Annotated in this window: 12 protein-coding genes; 7 read left to right on the top strand and 5 right to left on the bottom strand. The window is 72.8% G+C overall.

The genetic code is table 11. The features are described from left to right. The first annotated feature begins 2 nt into the window (after positions 1–2). The 6 genes from ACFW5B_RS08235 (at position 3) to ACFW5B_RS08210 (ending at position 7,991) form a co-directional block, all read left to right on the top strand. The gene (locus ACFW5B_RS08235) at positions 3–809 is read left to right on the top strand and encodes an alpha/beta fold hydrolase (RefSeq protein WP_386435040.1); all 807 of its coding nucleotides are present in this window, start codon (positions 3–5) and stop codon (positions 807–809) included. Further along, positions 806–2,095 (top strand): glycosyltransferase, encoded by a 1,290-nt coding sequence (locus ACFW5B_RS08230; protein WP_386435038.1) that lies wholly within the window; start codon positions 806–808, stop codon positions 2,093–2,095. Before ACFW5B_RS08235 ends, ACFW5B_RS08230 begins: the two co-directional genes overlap by 4 nt. A gap of 5 nt (positions 2,096–2,100) precedes the next feature. Beyond that, positions 2,101–3,978, top strand: coding sequence for a class I SAM-dependent methyltransferase (locus ACFW5B_RS08225; protein ID WP_386435035.1), 1,878 nt, complete (start codon positions 2,101–2,103; stop codon positions 3,976–3,978). Next, complete coding sequence (locus ACFW5B_RS08220; protein WP_386435033.1) at positions 3,975–4,931, top strand: galactokinase; 957 nt, start codon at positions 3,975–3,977, stop codon at positions 4,929–4,931. The genes ACFW5B_RS08225 and ACFW5B_RS08220 overlap by 4 nt, the downstream gene beginning before the upstream one ends. 80 nt (positions 4,932–5,011) lie before the next feature. Beyond that, positions 5,012–6,163 (top strand): alkaline phosphatase family protein, encoded by a 1,152-nt coding sequence (locus ACFW5B_RS08215; RefSeq protein ID WP_386435030.1) that lies wholly within the window; start codon positions 5,012–5,014, stop codon positions 6,161–6,163. 211 nt (positions 6,164–6,374) lie between these two features. Continuing rightward, the gene (locus ACFW5B_RS08210; RefSeq protein ID WP_386435027.1) at positions 6,375–7,991 is read left to right on the top strand and encodes a phospholipase D-like domain-containing protein; all 1,617 of its coding nucleotides are present in this window, start codon (positions 6,375–6,377) and stop codon (positions 7,989–7,991) included. A 156-nt stretch (positions 7,992–8,147) separates the two neighbouring features. Here ACFW5B_RS08210 and lysX read toward each other — a convergent pair whose 3' ends face one another. Further along, positions 8,148–11,465, bottom strand: coding sequence for a bifunctional lysylphosphatidylglycerol synthetase/lysine--tRNA ligase LysX (gene lysX / locus ACFW5B_RS08205; RefSeq protein WP_386435024.1), 3,318 nt, complete (start codon positions 11,463–11,465; stop codon positions 8,148–8,150). Positions 11,466–11,547: 82 nt separating this feature from the next. Then, positions 11,548–12,396 carry an Ig-like domain-containing protein gene (locus tag ACFW5B_RS08200; RefSeq protein WP_386435021.1) on the bottom strand — a complete coding sequence of 283 codons (849 nt, stop codon included), beginning with the start codon at positions 12,394–12,396 and terminating at the stop codon, positions 11,548–11,550. A gap of 305 nt (positions 12,397–12,701) precedes the next feature. Here ACFW5B_RS08200 and ACFW5B_RS08195 point away from each other — a divergent pair, with 305 nt between their 5' ends. Next, positions 12,702–12,896 (top strand): hypothetical protein, encoded by a 195-nt coding sequence (locus tag ACFW5B_RS08195; protein WP_386435018.1) that lies wholly within the window; start codon positions 12,702–12,704, stop codon positions 12,894–12,896. Positions 12,897–12,923: 27 nt separating this feature from the next. Here ACFW5B_RS08195 and ACFW5B_RS08190 read toward each other — a convergent pair whose 3' ends face one another. The 3 genes from ACFW5B_RS08190 to ACFW5B_RS08180 all read right to left on the bottom strand — a co-directional run bounded on the left by ACFW5B_RS08190 (position 12,924) and on the right by ACFW5B_RS08180 (position 16,565). After that, entirely contained in the window at positions 12,924–14,159 is a 1,236-nt protein-coding gene (locus ACFW5B_RS08190) for a phosphodiester glycosidase family protein (RefSeq protein ID WP_386435015.1), read from the bottom strand. A 111-nt stretch (positions 14,160–14,270) separates the two neighbouring features. Further along, positions 14,271–14,906: an N-acetylmuramoyl-L-alanine amidase gene (locus tag ACFW5B_RS08185; protein WP_386435012.1), complete on the bottom strand. Its 636-nt coding sequence runs from the start codon at positions 14,904–14,906 to the stop codon at positions 14,271–14,273. 243 nt (positions 14,907–15,149) lie between these two features. Next, the gene (locus ACFW5B_RS08180) at positions 15,150–16,565 is read right to left on the bottom strand and encodes a family 2B encapsulin nanocompartment shell protein (protein ID WP_386435009.1); all 1,416 of its coding nucleotides are present in this window, start codon (positions 16,563–16,565) and stop codon (positions 15,150–15,152) included. Positions 16,566–16,631: the final 66 nt, after the last annotated feature.

The raw sequence follows: 16,631 nt of genomic DNA, 5'->3' as shown, positions 1-16,631 counted from the left end.
CCATGGCCCTCACCCCCGCGGGCGGCCTGCGCCTGCACACCCAGCGGCTGCCGGGCCACGGCGGCGGCCCCCGGTCCGACGCCCCCACTGTCGTCTTCCTGCACGGGCTCGTGATGGACAACCTGTCGAGCTTCTACTGCACCCTCGCGGGCCCCGTCTCCCGCGCGGGGCACGAGGTGCTCCTCTACGACCAGCGCGGGCACGGCCGCAGCGACCGCCCGCCCAGCGGCTACGACCGGGACTCCTCGGTGGCCGATCTCCTTGCCCTGCTCGGATCGCTGGGCCTCGACCGCCGCCCGGTCCATCTGGTCGGCAACAGCTACGGCGGCGCCCTGGCGCTGCACACCGCCCTCGTCCGGCCCGATCTCGTCGCCTCCGTCGTCCTGATCGACTCCCATCTGACCGGCGACTGGATCGAGGACATGACCGACACCCTCTCGGTTGCGGCCCTCGGTCTCGAACATTCCCCGCTGGCCGGCCAGTTGGCCGTGATCGGGCACCGCAAGGAGGCCAAGCTGACCGCCGCGGCCGACGCCCTGCTCAACCACACCACCCTGATCGAGGACATCGCCGCGGGCACCCCGTTCACCTCCCGCGACTTCGCCCGGCTGCACCGCCCGGTCCTGGCCGTCTACGGGGAGCATTCAGAACTCCTGCCGGGCGCACGTGAGTTGGCGGCCTTCGCACCGGACTGTGAGCTGTGTGTGCTGCCCGGCGTGGGGCACACCGTGCTCAACGAGGCCACCGAGGCCTTGTGCGACGCGCTGCTGGGACGGCTCGGGATACCGGCCGGGGCGGTGGCCCGATGAGAGTGCTGTTCGTCGTCCCGCCGCTGACCGGGCACGTCAACCCCACCCTCGCCGTCGCCGCCGAACTCACCGCGCGCGGCCACCGGGTCGCCTGGACCGGCCCCGCCGCGGCCCTGGCACCGCTGCTCCCCACGGGCTCCGCGCTCTACCCGGCGGGGGACCGGGACCCGGCCGGCGGCCATGACCTCGGCGGTACGCGCTGGCGCGAACTGCGGGGCGTCGCCGCGCTGCGCTTCCTGTGGGCGGAGGCCCTCATCCCGCTCGCCCGCGCGATGCTCCCCGGCGTGCACACGGCCGTCGAAGCCTTCCGCCCCGATGTGGTGGTGGCCGACCAACAGGCCCTCGCCGGGCCCCTGGTGGCGCGCCGGCACCGGCTGCCCTGGGCGACCTCGGCGACCACCTCGGCGGAGATCGTCCGGCCCTTCGACGCCTTCCCGAAGGTGGGGGAGTGGGTCAGCCAGCGCATCGCGGCCCTGCTCGCCGAGTGCGGGGCGCCCGGCGGCTGGGACCCACGCTTCTCCCCGCACCTCGTCCTGGTCTACTCCACCCCCGCGCTCATCGGCGAGGACGGTCCGAAGAGCCCTGCGGCGAGCCCCGGAGAGCCGGCCGGCGACGGGCCCGGTGGCGTCCCCGGGAGGTACCCGCCGCACTACGCCTTCGTCGGCCCGGCCTTCGGCGCCCGCCCGCCGGCCGGTGACTTCCCGTGGCGCCGGCTCGACCCCGTGCGTGCCCGGGTGCTGGTCTCGCTGGGCACCCTCAACCGTGCGGCGGGCGCCCGCTTCTACCCGGCTGTGCTGCGCGCCGCGGACGCCCTCGCGGGCCGGGCGCAGCTGATCCTGGCCGCGCCGGGCGACCTCGCCGGCGACATCCCGCCGCACATGCTGCACCAGGAGTACGTCCCCCAGCTGCAACTGCTGCCGCACCTCGACGCGGTGCTGTGCCACGGCGGCCACAACACCGTGTGCGAGGCGCTCGCCCACGGGCTGCCGCTGGTGGTGGCACCCGTACGCGACGACCAGCCGATCGTCGCCCGCCAGGTGGCCGAGGCCGGGGCGGGGGTGCGGGTGCGCTTCGGCCGGGCCCGCGCCGACGAGCTGCAGCAGGCCCTGACCGCCGTGCTGGACTACCCGGCCCACCGCCACGCGGCCCGCCGCATCCAGGCGTCCTTCGCCGCAGCGGGCGGCGCCGCCACCGCCGCCGACCGCCTGGAGAAACTGCGGCCCGGACCGCGCACCGGCCCGTCCGCACCCGGCACCGCCCCGTTGGAGAACGAGAAGGGACCGTGAGCCAGATGACGCGAGCGCACCGTTCGGGACACCGCGCGCGATGGGCGGCGGCCGCCGCCGTGACGGCCCTGGGTGCGGGCACGCTACGCGCCCGCCGCCGGCTCGCCGCGCTGCCCGTGCTCGACCTCGCCGGGCCGCCCGGCCCCGCGCCGTCGCAGGACCCCGCCGGGTCACCGCCCCTCGGCTGGCAGTTGATCACCGCGCCCGGTGTCGTGGCCGACGAGGCGACCCTGCGTGCCGCGGTCGCCCACGCCACCCGCGCAGGACTCCAGGTCGTGGACCTGATCCCGGCCCACCTGGACGCCGAGAGCGTGCTCGGGCTGTTGCGGCTGCTCGACCCGGCGGCCCACCGCGCGGACCGGTGCGCGCCGGGCCACGGCGCGGGCCACGCCCTGCTGGTGACCGACGAGATCCACCGGCGGGCCGGACTCGACACCGGGGCGCCGCCGCAGTCGGTGGCCGGTCTGATCCGCCTGGTCCGCACCCTCAAGGAGTACGCTCCGGACGCCACCGGCTGGGCCGTCGCCCCCGGACTCAGGGCGCCGCACCCCGATCCCGCGCGGCGCGCCGAGGAACTCCGCACCCGGGGCCTCCCGCCGGCCCTGATGTCCGCGGCACAGCTGGCAGGTCTGGCCCTGCTGGCCAAGTGCGCGCTCTCGGCGCCACGTTGGGGCATGACGGCCGCCGCCCTGTACTGGCTCCAGCCGGCCGCCGTACTGAGCCCGGCCCGCGGTCTGCGCCCGGCCGGCCTGGCCCGCGCGACCGCGGCCCGTCCGCTGCGCTCCGCGACCACCGCGCTGCGCACCCTGGCCACCCCGTCCGCCGAACCGCCCCGGCCGGCCGGTACCGCCGCCCGGTACGCCGCGTACACCGCCGAACTCGCCGCCGGCACCGACCGGTTCTTCGAACCCCGTCGCGCGGACTGCCCCTGGTGCGCGGCTCCCGACCCCGTCGTACGGGTCCGGATGCCCGACCTGCTCCAGGCCAAGCCCGGCCGCTTCACCCTGGAGGAGTGCCGGCACTGCGGCCATGTCTTCCAGAACCCCCGGCTCACCCCGGAGGGACTCGACTTCTACTACCGCGACTTCTACGAGGGCTTCGGCGGCGAGGGCGCCTCGCTGGTCCTCGGCCGGATGACCGCCACCTACCGCGACCGCGCCGAACTGCTCCGGCCCTTCACCACACCCCGGGCCTGGCTCGATGTCGGCACCGCCGCCGGGCACTTCTGCAATGCCGCCCGCGGGGTCTGGCCCGACACCCGCTTCGACGGCCTGGACATGGGCGAAGGCGTTCACGAGGCCGCCCGGCGGGGCTGGATCACCACCGCCTACCAGGGCCAGTTCCCCGAACTCGCCGACCGGCTGGCCGGCCGCTACGACACCGTGAGCATGCACCACTACCTGGAACACACCCGGGACCCCCGCGCCGAACTCGACGCGGCCGTCAAGGTCCTGGCCCCCGGCGGCCATCTGCTGATCGAACTCCCCGACCCCGAGGCCCGGATCGCCCGGCTGCTCGGCCCCCACTGGCTGCCCTGGTTCCAGCCCCAGCACCAGCACCTGATGCCGGCCGGCAACCTCAAACAGGACCTGGAGGCCCGGGGCTTCACCGTCCTCGCCGAGCAGCACGGACCCGCCCACCAGAGCAATGACTTCCTCGGCGCCGTCGCCCTCACCGCGAACCGGCTCGCCCCCGACCCGTTCGCACCGTGGGCCACCATCCCCGCCACCCGCACCCGCCGCGCCGCCCGAAGCGCCGTACAGGCCATGGCCGTCCCCTGCTACGCCGCCGCGCTCGGCCTCGACCACCTGCGCACCGCGGTCGCACGGGCCACCGACGGCGGCAACGCCTACCGGCTGCTCGCCCGCAAAGAGCTGGGATGAACGGGGTGGACCTGGCCCACCGTGCGACGGCCGACCCCCTGCTGCGGCTGCTCGCCCACGGCTTCGCGACGGCGTACCACCGCCGGCCCGAAGCGGTGTGGCGGGCGCCGTACGCCTTCCGGATCACCCCGCCCGCCGCCCCGCCGGACACCGGTACGGCACCCCGGACCGGCTGGGTCGCGGCGGCCGACCGGCAGGTCGCCGCGGCCGTCGCCCCGCGCGACGACGGCATGCTGCACTGCGGCTCACCCCAGCACCCGGCCGAGACCGCCGAACTCCCGCTCACCGGACCGGCCGCCGACGCCCCCGCCTGGGCCGCCCGCCCGTATGCCGCGCTGCGTGCGCTCGCCGCCGCCGGAATCGGCCGGGACGGCGCCGACCTGCACCTGGACGCCACGCTGCCGGATTCCGTGGGGCTGCCAGTCGCCGAGCCGCTGGAGTGCGCGGCCGCGCTGGCGGTGGTGTCGGTGCACGCCGACCGCGGCGGCCGTCCGCCGGTCCGCGCACAGCTGGCGCGGCTGCTGTCCGCCACGGTCCCCGGCGACGACGCGCTGCGCCGGGCCGTGCTCTTCGCCCGCACCGGGCAACTGCTCGCGCCCGACGGCAGCTGCCGCCCGCTGCGCGCCCCGGACGGTGGCCCGCAGCCGAGCCTGCTGCTGGTGACGGCCCGGCTGCCGAGCGAGGGCCGGGAGGACGGCGACAGCGCCGGCCGGGCAAACGGCGACCTCACCGCCACCGCGCTCGCCACCGCGGTCCACGAAGCCCTGGGCGCCGGCGCCTGGTCCGCCTCCTGGCCCGGACGGCGGCCGGGCCGCAGCGTGCTGCTGCTGATGCCGCCCGAACGGCGCGCGGCGGTCCGGGCCGCGGTGGCCGCCGCCTGTCGCCGCGCCGACCTGCCCGTACCGCGCCTTCTGCGGATCACCGTCGCGGACGCGGCCCGACGCGAGGACTGACACCCGGCACCCCGGGCCCCTATCCCCCCTAAGGGCCCACCCCTCACCGGACTCTCCCCCGGACAAGGAGCTGACCCCCGATGAAACGAAGAGCCATCCGTCTGCGCAGAGCCGTCGTGGCGGCCCTCGGCACGCTCGGCCTGCTCGCCGTCGCCACCGCGGCGGACGCCCGGCCCGTCCGTTCCGCGCTGCCGTCCTACGACCACGTCGTGCTCGTGGTCTTCGAGAACAAGCAGTACGGCGAGATCATCGGCAATTCCCAGGCGCCCTACCTCAACCAACTCGCTCACGACGGCGCCGAACTGACCTCGATGAAGGCCCTGACCCACCCCAGCCAGCCGAACTACTTCAACCTCTTCTCCGGCGCCACCCAGGGCATCACCGGCGACGGCTGCTACACCGCGCAGTCGCTGTCGGCGCCCAACCTCGGCCAGGAGCTGATCGCCGCCGGCAAGACCTTCGCCAGCTACAACGAGGGGCTGCCCGAAGAGGGCTCCACGACCTGCTCCAGCGGCCGGTACGCGCAGAAGCACAACCCCTGGTTCGCCTTCAAGAACGTCCCGGTGAACACCGGCAAGACCTTCGCCCAGTTCCCCAAGGACGACTTCACCAAGCTGCCGACGCTGTCATTCGTCATCCCGGACATGTGCAACGACATGCACGACTGCGCGGTCGGCAGCGGCGACACCTGGCTCCGGAACAACCTCGACTCCTACGCCCGGTGGGCCAAGGACCACAACAGCCTGCTGATGGTCACCTGGGACGAGGACAACTACCTCGGCTCCAACCGGATCGCCACCGTCTTCCACGGCGCCCATGTCAAACAGGGCGCCGTCAGCGGCGACTACAACCACTTCAGTCTGCTGCGGACCTTCGAGGACATGTACGGCACCGGCCACGCGGGCAACGCCGCCACCGCCACCCCGGTCACCGGAGTGTTCGACACCGGCGGCACCGAACCGCCCGGCGACGGCCTCGAACTCACCACCCCCGGCCCGCAGACCTGCCGATTCGGCCAGTCCTGCACCGTCCAGCTCACCGCCACCGGCGGCACACCCCCGGTCACCTACCGCGCCACCGGCCTGCCGCTGCTCCTCGGCCTGGACGCCGCCGGCGGCCGGATCACCGGCAGACCCTGGCAGACCGGCAGCTTCCCGGTCACCGTCACCGTCACCGACGCCAGGGGCGCCACCGCCACCGCCTCCTTCCCGCTCACCGTCAACTGGTTCTGAACGCACGCCTCTTGGCGCCGGACCGGCATGGAATCACCGGCCGGACACCGCGGACTCCGGGCCAAGGTCAGGAGTTGTAGCGAAGATCGACTCCCGTGCGGAGGGAAGCGGAAGGAGCCGGTACGTTCTGGTGGCAACCGGAGCCGGGCGCGTGATCGCCGCTGTGCGATCGGCGCCCGGCTCGTCATCGTCACCATAAGAAGGCAAGTTCTTGGCTCTTCACCGCCTCCACCGCCTCATACCGGCGTCCCTCGCCCTGACGACCGTGTGCGCGGCCCTCCCGGCCTCGACGGCATACGCCGCGGACACCCCGCCCACCCCGCATCTGGACGCCATCGAACGATCGCTCCGCGACACCTCCCCCGGCCTCGAAGGCTCCGTGTGGGAGCGCACCGACGGCAACCGGCTGGACGCCCCGGACGGCGACCCGGCCGGCTGGCTGCTCCAGACGCCCGGCTGCTGGGGCGACGCCCACTGCAAGGACCGCCCGGGAACCCGGCGGCTGCTCGACAAGATGACCGCCAACATCGCCGCCGCGCAGCACACCGTGGACATCTCCTCGCTGGCCCCGTTCCCCAACGGCGGCTTCGAGGACGCCGTCGTCGCCGGCCTCAAGGCGTCCGTCAAGGCCGGACACTCCCCGAAGGTGCGCATCCTGGTCGGCGCCGCCCCGATCTACCACCTCAATGTGGTGCCGTCCCGCTACCGCGACGACCTGATCGACAAGCTCGGCTCCGCTGCCGGGAAGGTCACGCTCAACGTCGCCTCGATGACCACGTCCAAGACGTCGCTCTCCTGGAATCACTCCAAGCTCCTTGTGGTCGACGGGAAGACGGCCATCACGGGCGGGATCAACGGCTGGAAGGACGACTACCTCGACACCGGCCACCCGGTGTCGGACGTGGACATGGCGCTCAGCGGGCCGGCCGCCCGCTCGGCGGGCAAGTACCTCGACACGCTGTGGGACTGGACCTGCCGCAATGCCACCGACCCCGCCAAGGTCTGGCTCGCCACGTCGAACGGCGCCTCCTGCATGCCGTCCCTGGAGAAGGAACGGGCCGCCGCCCCCGCCGAACCGGCCGGTGACGTCCCCGTCCTCGCCGTCGGCGGCCTCGGCGTGGGCATCAAGGAATCCGACCCCTCCTCCGGCTACCACCCGGACCTGCCCACGGCCCCCGACACCAAGTGCACTGTCGGACTGCACGACAACACCAACCACGACCGCGACTACGACACGGTCAACCCCGAGGAGAACGCGCTGCGTTCGCTCATCGGCAGCGCCCGGGAGCACATCGAGATCTCCCAGCAGGACCTCAACGCCACCTGCCCGCCGCTGCCGCGCTACGACATCCGGACCTACGACACCCTCGCGGGCAAGCTGGCCGCCGGGGTGAAGGTCCGCATCGTCGTCAGCGACCCTGCCAACCGCGGAGCCGTCGGCAGCGGAGGCTACTCCCAGATCAAGTCCCTGGACGAGATCAGCGACACCCTCCGCAAGCGGCTCGTCGCCCTCACCGGAGACAACGAGAAGGCGTCCCGGGCGATGTGCGGCAACCTCCAGCTCGCCTCGTTCCGCAGCTCGGACCGGGCCACCTGGGCGGACGGCAAGCCCTACGCGCTGCACCACAAGCTGGTGTCGGTCGACGACTCGGCGTTCTACATCGGCTCCAAGAACCTCTACCCGGCCTGGCTCCAGGACTTCGGCTACATCGTCGAGAGCCCGGCCGCGGCGAAGCAGCTCAAGACCGAACTGCTCGACCCGGAGTGGAAGTACTCCAAGGCGGCGGCATCGACCCCGGCCGGGTGCTCCGCCGGCGGGACGGCCTGACCTGCGGCACGGCTGACGCCGCGGACGGGGAGGTCCGTTCCGCCCCGCCCGGGTGATCCCGGGCACCGCCCCTGACCGGCGCCCGTGAACGACCGAGGCCACCCCCGCGACATGGGGGTGGCCTCAACCGTCTCGCGCCCGCCGGACTCCGGTGCGTCAGCGGCGCCGCACCAGCGGGAACGGCAGGGTCTCGCGGATCGACAGACCGGTCAGGAACATCACCAGCCGGTCGACGCCGATGCCCAGACCGCCGGTCGGCGGCATCGCGTACTCCAGCGCCTGGAGGAAGTCCTCGTCCAACTCCATCGCCTCCGGGTCACCGCCCGCCGCCAGCAGCGACTGCGCGGTGAGCCGGCGGCGCTGCTCGACCGGGTCGGTCAGCTCCGAGTAGGCGGTGCCCAGTTCCGTGCCGAACGCGACCAGGTCCCAGCGCTCGGCGAGCCGCGGGTCCTTGCGGTGCTGCCGGGTCAGCGGCGACACATCGGTCGGGAAGTCCTTGTAGAACGTGGGGAGCTGGGTCTTCTCCTCCACCAGCCGCTCGTACATCTCCAGCACGACGTCGCCGCGCCCCATCTCCGGCTTCACCGGTACCGCCGCGGCATCGCACAGCCGGCGCAGCCGGTCCGGCGCGGTGTCCGCGTCGACTTCTTCGCCGAGCGCCTCGGAGATCGCCCCGTAGACGGTCTTGACCGGCCAGATCCCCGAGATGTCGTGCTCGACGAGCTTGCCGTTCCCGTCCGCCTTGCGGGCGGTGGCACTGCCGAACGCGGCGATGGCCGCACTCTGGATCAGCTCCCGGGTCAGGTCGAGCATCACGTCGTAGTCGGCGAACGCCTGGTACGCCTCCAGCATCGTGAACTCGGGGTTGTGCTTGTACGAGATGCCCTCGTTGCGGAACGTCCGCCCCAGCTCGAAGACCTTCTCCATACCGCCCACACACAGCCGCTTGAGATACAGCTCCGGCGCGATCCGCAGATACAGATCGAGGTCGTAGGCGTTGATGTGGGTGTGGAACGGGCGGGCGTTGGCACCGCCGTGGATCTGCTGGAGCATCGGCGTCTCGACCTCCAGGTAACCCCGGTCGATCAGCCCCTGGCGCAGCGCCTGCACCGCCCGGCTGCGCGCCCGGACGTTCTCCCGGGCGTCCGTCGAGACGACCAGGTCCACATACCGCTGGCGGACCTTGGCCTCCGGGTCGGACCGCCCCCGCCGCTTGTCCGGCAGCGGACGCAGACACTTGGCGGTCAGCCGCCACCGGGTCACGAACACGGTCAGCTCACCGCGGTCGCTGCTGCCGACCTCGCCCTCCGCCTCGACATGGTCGCCGAGGTCGATGTCCGAGCCGAAGCGGTCCAGCAGCTCCTTGCCGCTGCCGTCCCGGGTCAGGGCGATCTGCAGATCGCCCGACCAGTCGCGCAGCACCGCGAACAGCACCCCGCCGTGGTCGCGGGTGAGCAGCACCCGCCCGGCGATGCTGACGGATTTGCCGCTGCGCGTCCCCGGCGTCAGATCCGGGCACTCCTCGCGGACCTGGCCCAGGGTGTGGGTACGCGAAACCCCCACCGGATACGGGTCGGTGCCCGCCTCCCGCAGCCGCTCCAGCTTGCGGTGCCGCACCCGCACCTGCTCGGGCAGCGCGGCCAGCTCCTGCTCGTGGAGCTCCTCCTCGGTGGCCGGGGCGGTCTGCACCAGGCCGAGTTCGTCCAGCGACGGCAGGCCCGCGGTGCTCGCCGGGGCCAGCACCCGCTTCTTGTGCCCCTTGCCCCACAGCTTGCCCAGGCTCGGCACGGCCACGAAGCCCTCGGCGATACCGGAGGCCAGACCGATACGGGCCAGCGCACCGGCGTCGGCGTAACACAGGAACCGCGGGTACCACTCCGGGTTGTACTTGGCGTTGGAGCGGTAGAGCGCCTCCAGCTGCCACCACTTGGAGAAGAACAGCAGCAGCCGGCGCCAGACCTTCAGCACCGGACCGGCACCGATCCGGGCGCCCTCTTCGAAGGCGGACCGGAACACCGCGAAGTTCAGCGAGATCCGCCGCACGCCCATCGCCCCGGCCTGCGCGCACAGCCGGGCCACCATGAACTCCATGACGCCGTTGGGCGCGGAGCGGTCCCGGCGCATGACGTCCAGCGAGATGCCCTCCTTGCCCCACGGCACGAAGGACAGCAGCGCGATCATGTTGCCGTCGCCGTCGAACGCCTCGGCCAGCAGGCACTCCCCGTCCTCCGGGTCGCCCAGCCGGTCCAGCGCCATCGAGAAGCCGCGCTCGGTCTCGGTGTCCCGCCAGGCGTCCGCCCGGTGGATGACCTCCTGCATCTCCTCGTCGGTCAGCGCGGAGTGGCGCCGGACGCGGAACGTCGCTCCGGTCCGCTCGACGCGGTTGACGGCCTGGCGGGTGACCCGCATCTCCCGGCCGTCCAGGTCGAAGTCCTTCACATGCAGGATCGCCTCGTCGCCGAGCTGGAGCGCCCCGAGGCCGCAGCGGGCGAACGCCTTGGCGCCGCTCTCGCTCGCGCCCATGACGGCCGGCTGCCAGCCGTACCGCCCGGCGACCTCCAGCCAGGCCTCGATGGCCTGCGTCCACGCCTCCCGGTCACCGACCGGGTCACCGCTGGCCAGACAGACACCGGCCTCGACGCGGTAGGTGACGGCGGCCTTGCCGCTGGGGGAGAAGACCACGGCCTTGTCGCGGCGGGAGGCGAAGTAGCCGAGCGAGTCCTGACTGCCGTAGCGGTCCAGCAGCGCCCGGATACGGGCCTCCTCGTCGCCGTGCAGCGCGGCCTCCATCCGCTGCGAACGGAACAGGGTGGCCGCGGCGTTCAGCAGCGCCAGCGCGCCGAGCAGACCGAGGACGGCGCTGACCCAGTGCGGTGGATGACCCTCGACGAGATGGCCGCCGACCAGCCCGCCGCAGACGCGGTTGGCCGTCCACAGCAGCCGGTTGGCGGCGCCGTGCTCCAGGGTGCCGGGGGCCAGCGCCACCAGCCCCCAGCCGATCAGCACCGCCGCCACGAGCCCGCCGATCAGCACCAGGATGGCGCGCAGGAACGCGCCGCGCCGGGTGATCGCGTAGAACTCGCGGTGCGAGACGAGCAGCAGCACCAGCGCCGCGGTGCACAGCACCAGGGAGAACGCGAACTCCCAGTACCCGGCGGCCAGGAACAGCGCGTCGGCGAGGGTGACCAGCACCATGTAGGCCACGACGAACCACAGCGCCACCCGCTTCCGGGCGGTCATCGCCGCGCCCAGGAGGAAGAGGAACGCCGCATAGGCGAAGTTCGGCGCCACCGGGATGGTGAGGGTGTCCAGCCAGTAGATCACCGGGTGGAGTCCGCGCCGGAGGGGCCCGATCAGCGCCGTCAGGGCACAAAACAGCCCCAATACGCTGAAGATGATGGCGAAGCCATTGGGGACACGGCGCCGGAAGCGCCGCCACCCCGTGAGTTGATCCTGGTCCTGCACGGTGCTCATTCCGTCACACTAGGCTCTGAAAGGGGTCAGCTGCTCGACGCGGGGGTGCGGTTTCTCCGCCACGGGAGGATCAGCCGTCATATCAGTCTCCGATCCCGGTGGTGTCGTCGTCTTTCCCTCGTACGGGGGAGGAGGCGACCCCGGCGGGGTCACCCACGTGGACCTTGCCACAAACCCGTCCCGGGTCCGAGTCGGTGCAACTCCGGCTGATGGTGAAGTTCAGGTCATAGTCGCCGGAGAAGTAGCGCCCGCCGCCGGAGTCCACCCCGTCGAGTTCCGCCCGCAACGTGACCTCGGTGCCCGGCTTCCAGTGCTCCTTGGGCCGCCAGGCCACCTGGTCCTTGCCGTTGGGGTCCTTCGTCCAGTCCCACGAACCGGCCGTCCGCTCGTCGGCGGTGACGCTCAGCCGGCGCTGCACCGCGGCCCGGTCGGTCACCGGGTGCTCGAAGGTGAGCGTGAGCAGCCGGTCGACGGCGACCACCGCGTCCTGGATGCCGGGGTCGAGCACCACCGTGTTGAGCCTGGCGGCCCGCGCGGTGGTGAGCGACTCCTTGGCCGCCCCGACGCCGCCCCGCTCGCTCCGGGTCCGGGCGACGACGGAGTACGTGGTGGCCGGGGCGATCTCGGCGCTGGAGGTCCAGACCGTGGCGCCGTTCGCGAACCCGCCGGGCAGCCGCCGGCCCCGGGGGTCGGTGACCGTCACCTCGGTCAGCACACCGCCCTTCGCGGATACCTCCAGCTTGTCGCCGGCCCGCACGGTCCTGGTGCCGTCGGCCGACCCCAGCGCCACCTTCACCGGGTCGCTCACGGGCGCCGGCGCCGCGAAGCCCGCACACGCGCTGAGCGTGCCCGCGCCGGCCACCGCGGCCAGGGCGAGGGCGGCGCGCCGCGGCCGGCGGGGCCTGCGGCAGGGAGAGGGGAACTGGCTCATCTCGGGCTTTCCGTCTGCGGTGGGGGAGGGCGGCGATGTCGGCGGCTAAGACGGCCGATCGACACACTTCGTTGCAGGGAGTGATGTGATCCACGCCACGGGCGGTGGAGCGCGTCGTCCGGTCCGCCCGGTCATCGCCGTCCGGCCCGCGCCGCCACCGTGGTCCGGCGCCGCTCCACCGGTCCGTGACCCGCAGTGATCACCCGATCGGAGCACCCGCACAAGAACCGGACATACCCCGAAATACGCCAAACTGGCCACCCCTTGCCGCTCGTTCGGGCGGCGGTAGAGGAGGCATGCGTCCCATGGCGATTTCCATCTCGGTCGTCCTGCTGCTGGTGGTCCTGACCGTGATCTTCCTGCGCAGCGGCAAGCTCAAGTTCTCGCACGCCCTGGTGTGCGCCATGCTCGGCTTCTATCTGGCGAGCAGCAGCCTCGCCCCGGACATCCACCAGGGGCTGTCCGGCGCCGCCGACGTGGTGAGCAGTCTGCGTCCGTGACGGGGGCGGCCCGCCGCACCGGGCCGCTCACCCGGCGGAGAACACCCCGAGCGCATTGGGCACCGGCCGCTCCGCGCCCCCCGACGGATGGTTGCGGACCGTGGCCCCGTACGCGTCGCCGGTGACCAGGGTCGAAGACCCGCCGCCGTCCAGGTCCATCGCGTCCCGCGCGCCCAACTCCGCCATGAGTTCCGCCAGTTCCCGCACCGTCAGCCCGGTCTGGCCCGGCGCCCCGTCCAGCGCCATGAGGTACAGCACCCGGCCGCCGGTCCCGATGCCCGCGGACGTCCGCACCGCCACGGCGCCGGTGTCCAGACCGGCCACCGGCGCGCCGTCCCGCACGATCGGGAAGCCGCCCACCGCACAGCGCAGCGGACCGGGCCCCCGGCCGACGAGGTACGAGCCGACGCGCACCGGCTCCCCGATGCGCAGTGAGCGCAGCTGCCGCGCCCCTTCCTCCCGGCCCACGAGCACCACACTGCCCACCGGCACCCCACCCGCGCCCGGTGCCTCACCGACCGCCGTGACCCGGCCGTGCCGCACCGTCACCTCCGCGGTCTCCGTGCTGCACGGCGCCGCCCGGTCGGTGTCCGTACCGCAGATGGCGCGCACCCGGGACGCCGGGCCCCACTGCGCGGTGTACGCGCCGATCCCGCCGACCGGCAGCGCGTACTGGTTCAGCCCGCGCAGCGGCAGCGCCCCCTCGCCGGTCAGCACCGCACCGCGCAGCGTCAGCCGGTCCAGGCGGGCGCGGCGGTCGTAGCCGACGCCGATGACGTCCTCGGTGGTCGCGCCGGGCGGCATCACCGGTCCGAACCGCTGCCCGTCGGGTACCGCGCCCTTCAGGTGCCGCCCCGCGGCGACCGCCGGGCCGACCGCGGCGCCGGTCGGCGGCACGCCCGGGTGCTGGGTCTCGGTGATGTTGAAGAAATCCCCGTTGACCGCCCCCACCGCCCGGCGCTCCGCGGCCAGTTGGGAGACCGGCGACCGCGCGCCGACCACCCCCGGATGCAGCAGGTCCACCGAGACCCGCGGATCGGTCAGGGCGACGGTCAGCAGGTGGCCGTGCACGGTGCCGCGCGGCAGCGTCATCCGGAACTCGTCGTAGGTCACACCGGGTGCCACCGCCGCCGCACCGGAGCGCCGGAGGTCCGTCCCCGCGGCGGTGGCCGGCGGCCCGCCCGCCAGCCCTCCGCCGGTCAGCGCACCCCACACCACCAGCACCGTCAGCACCGCGCGAACCCGTCCGAATCGCCGCTTCACGATTGCCCCCTGACGTCACGCCAACTGTCCCAGGTGCCGGAGACGCCCACTATGGCCCGGAGGTGTCAGGAATGCGTAGACCCGCGGAGCGGCCGTCGTGTCGTCTGCCGGTCATTCCGCGGGCTGCCAGGAGACCTCGTTGACCAGCTGGAGATAGCGCGCCCAGTCCCAGAACTCACCGGGGTCGGTGTGGTCGGTGCCGGGGACCTCGACATGGCCGATGATGTGCTCCCGGTCCTTGGGGATGCCGTACCGGTCGCAGATGGCGGCGGTGAGCAGGGCGGACTGCTCGTACAGCGGGTCGGTGAACCACGTCGGGTCGTCGATCCAGCCCTCGTGCTCGATGCCGATGCTGCGGGTGTTGTACTTCCAGTTCCCGGCGTGCCAGGCGACGTCCCGCTCGCGAACGCAGCGGGCGATATAGCCGTCGGCGGACCGTACGACGTAGTGCGCGGCGGCCTTGTGCGCCGGGTCCTTGAACAGCTTCAGGGTGTCCGGGTAGGTCTCCTGGGTCACATGCACCACGACTCGCTCGACCGGATACTGCGTAGGGCGGTCGGCGACGGTGAAGTTGGCCGGGTTCGCCGGAACCCACTCGACAGGGGGGTAGGTGCCGCCGGACGGTGTCCGCCGGCGCGCGGCGGAAGCGGCGGCGGCAGTGAAGGGGGTGAGTGCGGCGGACGCGGTGAGCGCGGCCGCACCGGTCAGCAGGCGCCGGCGGGCCGGGCTGCGGGGGGTGGGCTCCATGTGAACTCCTGACAAGGACCGAAGGGCTGGTCGCGTACATGTCACGCACATGTGGTGCGTTCATGATGCGCAACAAGGCATGCCCTGCCAAGAGAAGGGCCGTTCCGCCAATGGCTCGACCAAAGGCAGAACGGCGCAGGTCAGGAGTGGGACGGGATACCTGATCGGACGTCACCCGGGTGCCACGCGGACGGCTTCGGCGGCCGCTGGGAGGCCCGGCACCCGGGTGCGGGGACCCCGCGGTCAGTGGCCGATCTCGACGTCCTCCAGAATGCCCAGCGCGTCCGGCACCAGCACCGCCGCCGAGAAGTAGGCGCTGACCAGGTACTTGATGACCGCCTGGTCATTGATGCCCATGAAGCGCACCGACAGTCCGGGCCGGTACTCGTCCGGGACGCCGGTCTGATGCAGTCCGACCACGCCCTGGTTCTCCTCGCCGACCCGCAGTGCCAGGATCGAGCTGGTCTGGTCCGGAGTGACCGGAATCTTGTTGCAGGGCAGCAGCGGAATGCCCCGCCAGGCACGGACCGCGGTGCCCTCGAACTCCGCGGTGGTGGGGTAGATGCCCCGGGCGTTCCACTCCCGCCCGATGGCCGCGATCGTCCGCGGATGCGCCAGCAGGAACTGCGTCTTGCGGCGCCGCGAGATCAGCTCGTCCAGATCGTCGGGGGTGGGCGGACCGCTGCGGGTGTGCAGACGCTGCTTGAGGTCGGCGTTGTGCAGCAGCCCGAACTCGGGGTTGTTGACCATCTCGTGCTCCTGGCGCTCCCGCAGCGCCTCCACGGTCAGCCGCAGCTGCTGGTCCAGCTGGTTCATCGGGTCGTTGTAGAGGTCGGCGACCCGTGAATGCACCTTCAACACCGTCTGCGCCACGCTGAGTTCGTACTCCCGCGGTGCCTGTTCGTAGTCGGCGAAGGTGCCCGGCAGGACCGGCTCGCCGACATGGCCCGCGGCCAGCTCGATGGCCGCCTCACCGTGCTTGTTCTGCGCCGGCACCAGCGCCGCACCGACCTCGGCGAGATGGCTGCGCAGCGACTCCGAACGGCCCAGCACCTCCTCCAGGTCGCTGCGGTACAGCGTCAGCGCGGTCACCCGGGTCACCGCCCGCACGGAGTGCTCCCACTCCGCGTCCGCGGTCAGCAGCGCCGCCGCGCCGATAGCGTCACCGTCGGCCAGCACCCCCAGCACGGTCTCGTCGCCGTACTTGCCGGCACCGATACGGTCCAGCTTGCCGTGGGCGATCAGCACGACCCGGTCGGTCGGTCCGCCCGCGCGGGCCAGCACGTCACCGGGCGCGAACTCCCGCTGGACGAAGCGCTCCGCCAGCGCCTCCAGCGTCGCGGTGTCGGCGAAGCCGCGCAGCGGCGCCAGCTCGCGCAACTCCGCCGGAATCACCCGGACTTCGGAGCCGGTCGAGACGAACTCCACCCGGCCGTCACCGAGGGTGTGGGTAAGCCGGCGGTTGACGCGGTACGTACCGCCGGAGACCTGTGTCCAGGGCAGGATGCGCAGCAGCCAGCGGGAGGAGATCCCCTGCATCTGCGGCACGGTCTTGGTCGTGGTCGCCAGCTTGCGTGCTGCCGCGGTGTCCAGGCTGGAGCGGGTCTGCTCGCTCGCGGACGCCTGCGGGCCGGACGTCGGGTCCACCGATGTGGTCATGAGGAAGGCTCACCTGTTCTTGTTTGTGCTGTGCGTGGACCGGTGCTGTGCGCAGACCGGTGAGAT

The organism is Streptomyces sp. NPDC058773 (assembly GCF_042746015.1).
Lineage (GTDB): Bacteria > Actinomycetota > Actinomycetes > Streptomycetales > Streptomycetaceae > Streptomyces.
The sequence above is the reverse complement of the archived record's forward strand: the minus strand, read 5'-3'. Positions and strand labels throughout refer to the sequence as shown.

Coding starts and splice junctions, on each gene's coding strand:
- ACFW5B_RS08235 (WP_386435040.1), top strand. CDS start 3: ATGGCCCTCACCCCCGCGGGCGGCCTGCGCCTGCACACCCAGCGGCTG.
- ACFW5B_RS08230 (WP_386435038.1), top strand. CDS start 806: ATGAGAGTGCTGTTCGTCGTCCCGCCGCTGACCGGGCACGTCAACCCC.
- ACFW5B_RS08225 (WP_386435035.1), top strand. CDS start 2,101: ATGACGCGAGCGCACCGTTCGGGACACCGCGCGCGATGGGCGGCGGCC.
- ACFW5B_RS08220 (WP_386435033.1), top strand. CDS start 3,975: ATGAACGGGGTGGACCTGGCCCACCGTGCGACGGCCGACCCCCTGCTG.
- ACFW5B_RS08215 (WP_386435030.1), top strand. CDS start 5,012: ATGAAACGAAGAGCCATCCGTCTGCGCAGAGCCGTCGTGGCGGCCCTC.
- lysX (WP_386435024.1), bottom strand. CDS start 11,465: ATGAGCACCGTGCAGGACCAGGATCAACTCACGGGGTGGCGGCGCTTC.
- ACFW5B_RS08200 (WP_386435021.1), bottom strand. CDS start 12,396: ATGAGCCAGTTCCCCTCTCCCTGCCGCAGGCCCCGCCGGCCGCGGCGC.
- ACFW5B_RS08195 (WP_386435018.1), top strand. CDS start 12,702: ATGGCGATTTCCATCTCGGTCGTCCTGCTGCTGGTGGTCCTGACCGTG.
- ACFW5B_RS08185 (WP_386435012.1), bottom strand. CDS start 14,906: ATGGAGCCCACCCCCCGCAGCCCGGCCCGCCGGCGCCTGCTGACCGGT.
- ACFW5B_RS08180 (WP_386435009.1), bottom strand. CDS start 16,565: ATGACCACATCGGTGGACCCGACGTCCGGCCCGCAGGCGTCCGCGAGC.